Source organism: Streptococcus sp. HMSC061D10, assembly GCF_001808865.1.
Classification (GTDB): domain Bacteria; phylum Bacillota; class Bacilli; order Lactobacillales; family Streptococcaceae; genus Streptococcus.
Map to the genome: position 1 here is coordinate 137,183 of NZ_KV795019.1, position 4,696 is coordinate 141,878.

Genomic DNA, 4,696 nt, shown 5'->3' on the forward strand with positions numbered 1-4,696 from the left:
TCATCCTCGCGGGGCTGGGACTACGAAATCAAGACTTTGTCTATCAATTTCTGTCCCACCGCCTTTTCTTTCACCTTCTAAGTTATAACCTACCTTAGCAGAAATCTGAAACAAACCTTATACTCAATGAAAATCAAAGAGCAAACTAGGAAAAGCCGCAGGCTGTACTTGAGTACGCCAAGGCGACGTTGACGCAGTTTGAAGAGATTTTCGAAGAGTATTACCAGTTCTTTTCTATTTTCACTTAGTCTTTAGGTAATTTGCCAGCTTTTTCAAGCATTTTTTTGATTAAATAAGGCATCTTGACATTTTCACGACCTTTTTTCTCAATCAATTTTTTAACAAATTCTGGCATTTGTAAGTCTTGTGATTCATCTAAAATATTCTTAGTTTCCTCCGAAGGGACTAATTCATCAAAGGTTTCTTCTTCTGGGAGGAATTCTCTAAATTCTTTATGTTCATTAGCTCGGATAATATTGACCAAGGCATCAATCAAACGAGAATCTGTATTTGGCATTGGTGGACGATGGTAGTTCACCTCCAATTCCTGACACAAGTCTTGACATTCCACATCGTTGTCAAACAAGACTTCAATATGCTCACTGATAAAACTAATAGGCACAAAAATATAATGCTCTGGATGTTCTTCCTGTTCTCTAAGATACTCCAATACATCTGGTTTAATCCAAGGAATACCAATATCACTTTCGCTCTGCCAAGTGTTGGTATATTGCTCTGGTTTCAAGCCTAATTTCTCAGCAATTAACTTGCTATTTTCGAAAATCTGGTCGATATAGGGATCACCAAAATCCAAGGCAAAAATAGGCACACTGTGGGCAGAAAAGATGACTTTAAAGCTATCCTGTTTCACCTTTTCTTTTAAAATTTTAGCAATTTCAGCTGTCCAATAGTTTAATAGTGCTTCTTCTTGATACCAGTCCTTAATAACTAAAAACTGAATTTGTTTGCTTTCCAGAAACTTTTCGTACCCCATGACAGAGTAAAAGGAATAGTGTGGCTCCAAAATCAAGCAAATACACTTTTCAATTCCATCTGCTTCCATTTGCCGAATTATATCTGGAATAAAAGGGGTTGAAAATTTATTGGCAAAATAGACACTATATTCATTTCCTAACCTAGCTTCTACCAAGGCAACTTCTTCACGGGTAATTTTTTGAAGTGGAGTTCCTCCAATTCGAACATAATTATCATAAAGTGTTTGAATCTCGTGGTCTTGAGGTCGAACTCCACGACGAATGTTGGTAAAAAAGTCGGCTACTCCTTCAAAGGTAATCTCTTCTGGGGAACCAAATGTCATCATTAAAATCGCTTTTTTCATCTCTGCATCCTTGTGATATTTTTATCTTTTTTATTGTATCACTAAAGTTGCCATAAGTAAACGCTAACATAAGGATTTTATCTCCCTTCTGACTTTTGTTTTTATCTTCTTTCTATGATACAATGGTTTTAAAAGAAGAAAAAAAGGAGTTACGATGAAATATCCAACATTGTTGGAGCGTTTTTTGACTTATGTCAAAGTCAATACACGTTCTGACGAACATTCAACTACTACACCAAGCACTCAGAGTCAGGTAGACTTCGCAACCAATGTCCTCATCCCTGAGATGAAACGTGTCGGTTTGCAAAATGTCTATTATTTGCCAAATGGTTTTGCTATCGGTACTCTTCCAGCTAACGATCCTAGTTTAACTCGTAAGATTGGTTTTATCTCCCACATGGATACTGCAGATTTTAATGCTGAAGGTGTTAACCCGCAAGTTATTGAAAATTATGATGGTGGCGTTATCAGGCTTGGCAACTCTGGTTTCAAACTAGATCCAGCGGATTTCAAGAGCTTAGAGAAATATCTAGGGCAAACCTTGATTACAACTGATGGAACTACCCTTCTCGGGGCTGATGATAAATCTGGTATCGCTGAAATCATGACAGCTATCGAATACTTGACTGCTCATCCTGAGATTAAACACTGTGAAATCCGTGTTGGCTTCGGACCTGATGAAGAAATCGGTGTTGGTGCCAATAAATTTGATGCAGAAGATTTCAATGTTGACTTTGCCTATACAGTTGACGGTGGACCTCTTGGTGAACTTCAGTATGAAACCTTCTCTGCTGCAGGTGCTGAACTTCATTTCCAAGGTCGTAATGTTCACCCAGGAACGGCCAAAGGACAAATGGTCAATGCCCTTCAATTAGCCATTGACTTCCACAATCAACTCCCAGCTGGTGACCGACCTGAGTTGACTGAGGGTTACCAAGGATTCTACCATCTCATGGATGTAACAGGTACTGTTGAGGAAGCGCGTGCTAGCTACATCATTCGTGACTTCGAAAAAGAAACCTTCGAAGCGCGTAAAGCTGCCATGAAAGCTATTGCTGATAAGATGAACCAAGAACTTGGTAGTGATCGTGTTACTTTAACTTTGACGGATCAGTATTACAACATGAAGGAAGTCATTGAAAAGGATATGACTCCAATCACCATCGCTAAATCAGTAATGGAAAATCTTGATATTACACCAATTATCGAACCTATCCGTGGCGGAACAGACGGTTCTAAAATTTCCTTTATGGGAATTCCAACTCCAAATATCTTTGCTGGTGGTGAAAATATGCACGGTCGTTTTGAATACGTTAGCCTACAAACAATGGAACGTGCTGTTGACACTATTATTGGGATTGTAGCTTATAAAGACTAAAGAGATCGGGAAAAAATTCCCGACCTCTTTTTTATCAGCAGCCTACTTTTGACACGGTAGCTGTCTGAACTTTTTATTATTCTGCTACTTTTTCTCTTGTTTCTGGAGAGCTAGTTGCAGGAGTTAAGTTTGACTCAGCTTGTTTATCGTTTGTTTCTGTATTGGCTGTTTCTGTGCTAGCTTCAGCTGGCTTGACTTTGGATTGAAATTCTTGGTTTAACAAAACGATTTCTTGAGCAAGAGCTAAAAGAGCTTGCTTATCTTTGCTTGCGGCACTAAGCTTGTCAAATAAGGCGTCCACTTTTTCAAAGTCAGCATCAGAACCATTATTCATTTCTAAATAAGTATGAAGGGCAATGACACCATTATAAAGTTTTTGGTAGAGAACTAAAACCTCTGGGTCTTGTTTGACATTCTCACGTTCATTCTGAATAGTTTGTGAAATACGCTTCAGAAGATCTTGGACTTGCGTATTTAATTCATCAAGATCTGCGTCATCTTTATCTAGAGCAGCTTTCAGATTTTTAACTTCGTCAGCAAGTGAAGCTTTAACTCCCTCTTCTTTGACTTGAGCTACTAATTCTTCGGCTTTTGTTAAAAGTTCTTCTACTTGACCTTTTCGAACATGATTGCTTTGTTCCTCAGGCTTAATATCATCATACAAACCTTTCAAAAATTCATAGACTGCCGTTTTAGCACTATGACCATCCACTTTTTCAGTGTCTAGGATCGTTTCAGAAGGTTTATGAGCAACTGATTCATTCTTCACTGCTTCTTCTACCTCTAATTTTGTTTGATAGATTTCAGGGAAGAGTTTGTTTAAGTCAGTCGCCTTAAGGAAGGATTGTGACTGATAAAGGGTCCAAGTTAAGTTGGCAACCTTATTTCTAAGAGTGTCATTTAAACGACCATCTGACAGATGTTGATAGAAATACTTAATGTACTCGACTGTTGTAACTCCAGTACGATCATTAAAGTCCTGCAGTGCTTCTAGTTTTGCTTCTACTGCATCTAATCCAGCCTCATCTTGAGCCAATTTATTTTCTTGGAGTTGAGCCAAGAGATCCTTTTTAGGAAGTCCATAAGCATCCGTATCCAAGGTATTAATCTTATCTACTAAAGCTTGATATTTTTTGTCTAATGGACTGATTTCTGTTGGTTTTACACTAGAGTCAACGTGGATATACTGCTTGTCAAAGAGATCTAAAGCAGCCAGATAACCAGCTGTTGAGTTGGTTGAGAGCTTCTTCATATTTTCAGAGAATTGTCCCAAGGCAAGCTCAATTTGTCTTTGTAAAATTGGTTTATCTTTATAGACTTCACGACTTTCTGCTAGAAGTTGATCAACCTTATTTTGAACAGTAGCTTCATCAAAGGCTCCTGGTTGGTAGTTAGATTGCAAGGCAGGAATCTTATGTTTCAAAGCCACTTCATAGCCTTTAGTTTGTACTTTGATGTAGTGATTATGATCACCGTGAGGAATGACGAAGCTACCATTTTCAACCTGCAAACTATAAGGAGAAACGCCATCACGTAAAGCAGTTGTATAGAGTTCGTTTAGGAAATCAAGCTCTGCATCACCTGTTTGGAGAGGAATACGAACGTGTTCCTTTCGAACTGCATAAGGGTGAATGTGAGTTGGGTCATAAGCCTGGTCTGGATTTCCAAATACAAAGAATCCATTTGAAATTCGGATCGCTTCAAGCGGAACACCATAAGTTTTAGAGATATAAGCTATCTTTTCTTCATCGCTGGCGTCTCGAGAGAAACTTTCTACAGTCTTGGCAAGAGGTTTTACAGGCTCTGCCTGATGGTGCCCATGCAAATGCTCTTGCGCTGCCTTAATCTGCTCTGCTGACAAATCTTTTTTAAAGAAATAGTGAGCATGGTCTCCATGTGAAACCACAAAACCTTGCTCATCCTCACTGATTACTCGCTCGGCTGCAAATCCATGATCATGTTCATCTTCATGATGCTCG

The 4,696-nt window shown here is 38.8% G+C and carries 3 protein-coding genes; 1 reads left to right on the top strand and 2 read right to left on the bottom strand.

Annotated features, from left to right (window positions below):
• Window positions 1-244: 244 nt before the first annotated feature.
• On the bottom strand, window positions 245-1,339 hold the full coding sequence (hemH, locus tag HMPREF2728_RS06710) for a ferrochelatase (RefSeq protein WP_075227426.1): 1,095 nt from the start codon (window positions 1,337-1,339) through the stop codon (window positions 245-247).
• Between the two features lie 154 nt (window positions 1,340-1,493).
• On the opposite strand from hemH, the gene pepT reads away from it, so the two are divergent.
• A complete protein-coding gene (gene pepT / locus HMPREF2728_RS06715; protein WP_049525806.1) occupies window positions 1,494-2,717 on the top strand; it encodes a peptidase T in 1,224 nt (407 codons plus the stop codon).
• Between the two features lie 76 nt (window positions 2,718-2,793).
• Here the strand turns inward: pepT and HMPREF2728_RS06720 are convergent.
• On the bottom strand, window positions 2,794-4,696 hold a 1,903-nt coding region (locus tag HMPREF2728_RS06720; protein WP_186822198.1), incomplete at its 5' end, for a pneumococcal-type histidine triad protein.

Excerpts from the sequence above, each read along its gene's own strand:
- hemH (WP_075227426.1), bottom strand. The coding sequence starts at position 1,339 with ATGAAAAAAGCGATTTTAATGATGACATTTGGTTCCCCAGAAGAGATT.
- pepT (WP_049525806.1), top strand. The coding sequence starts at position 1,494 with ATGAAATATCCAACATTGTTGGAGCGTTTTTTGACTTATGTCAAAGTC.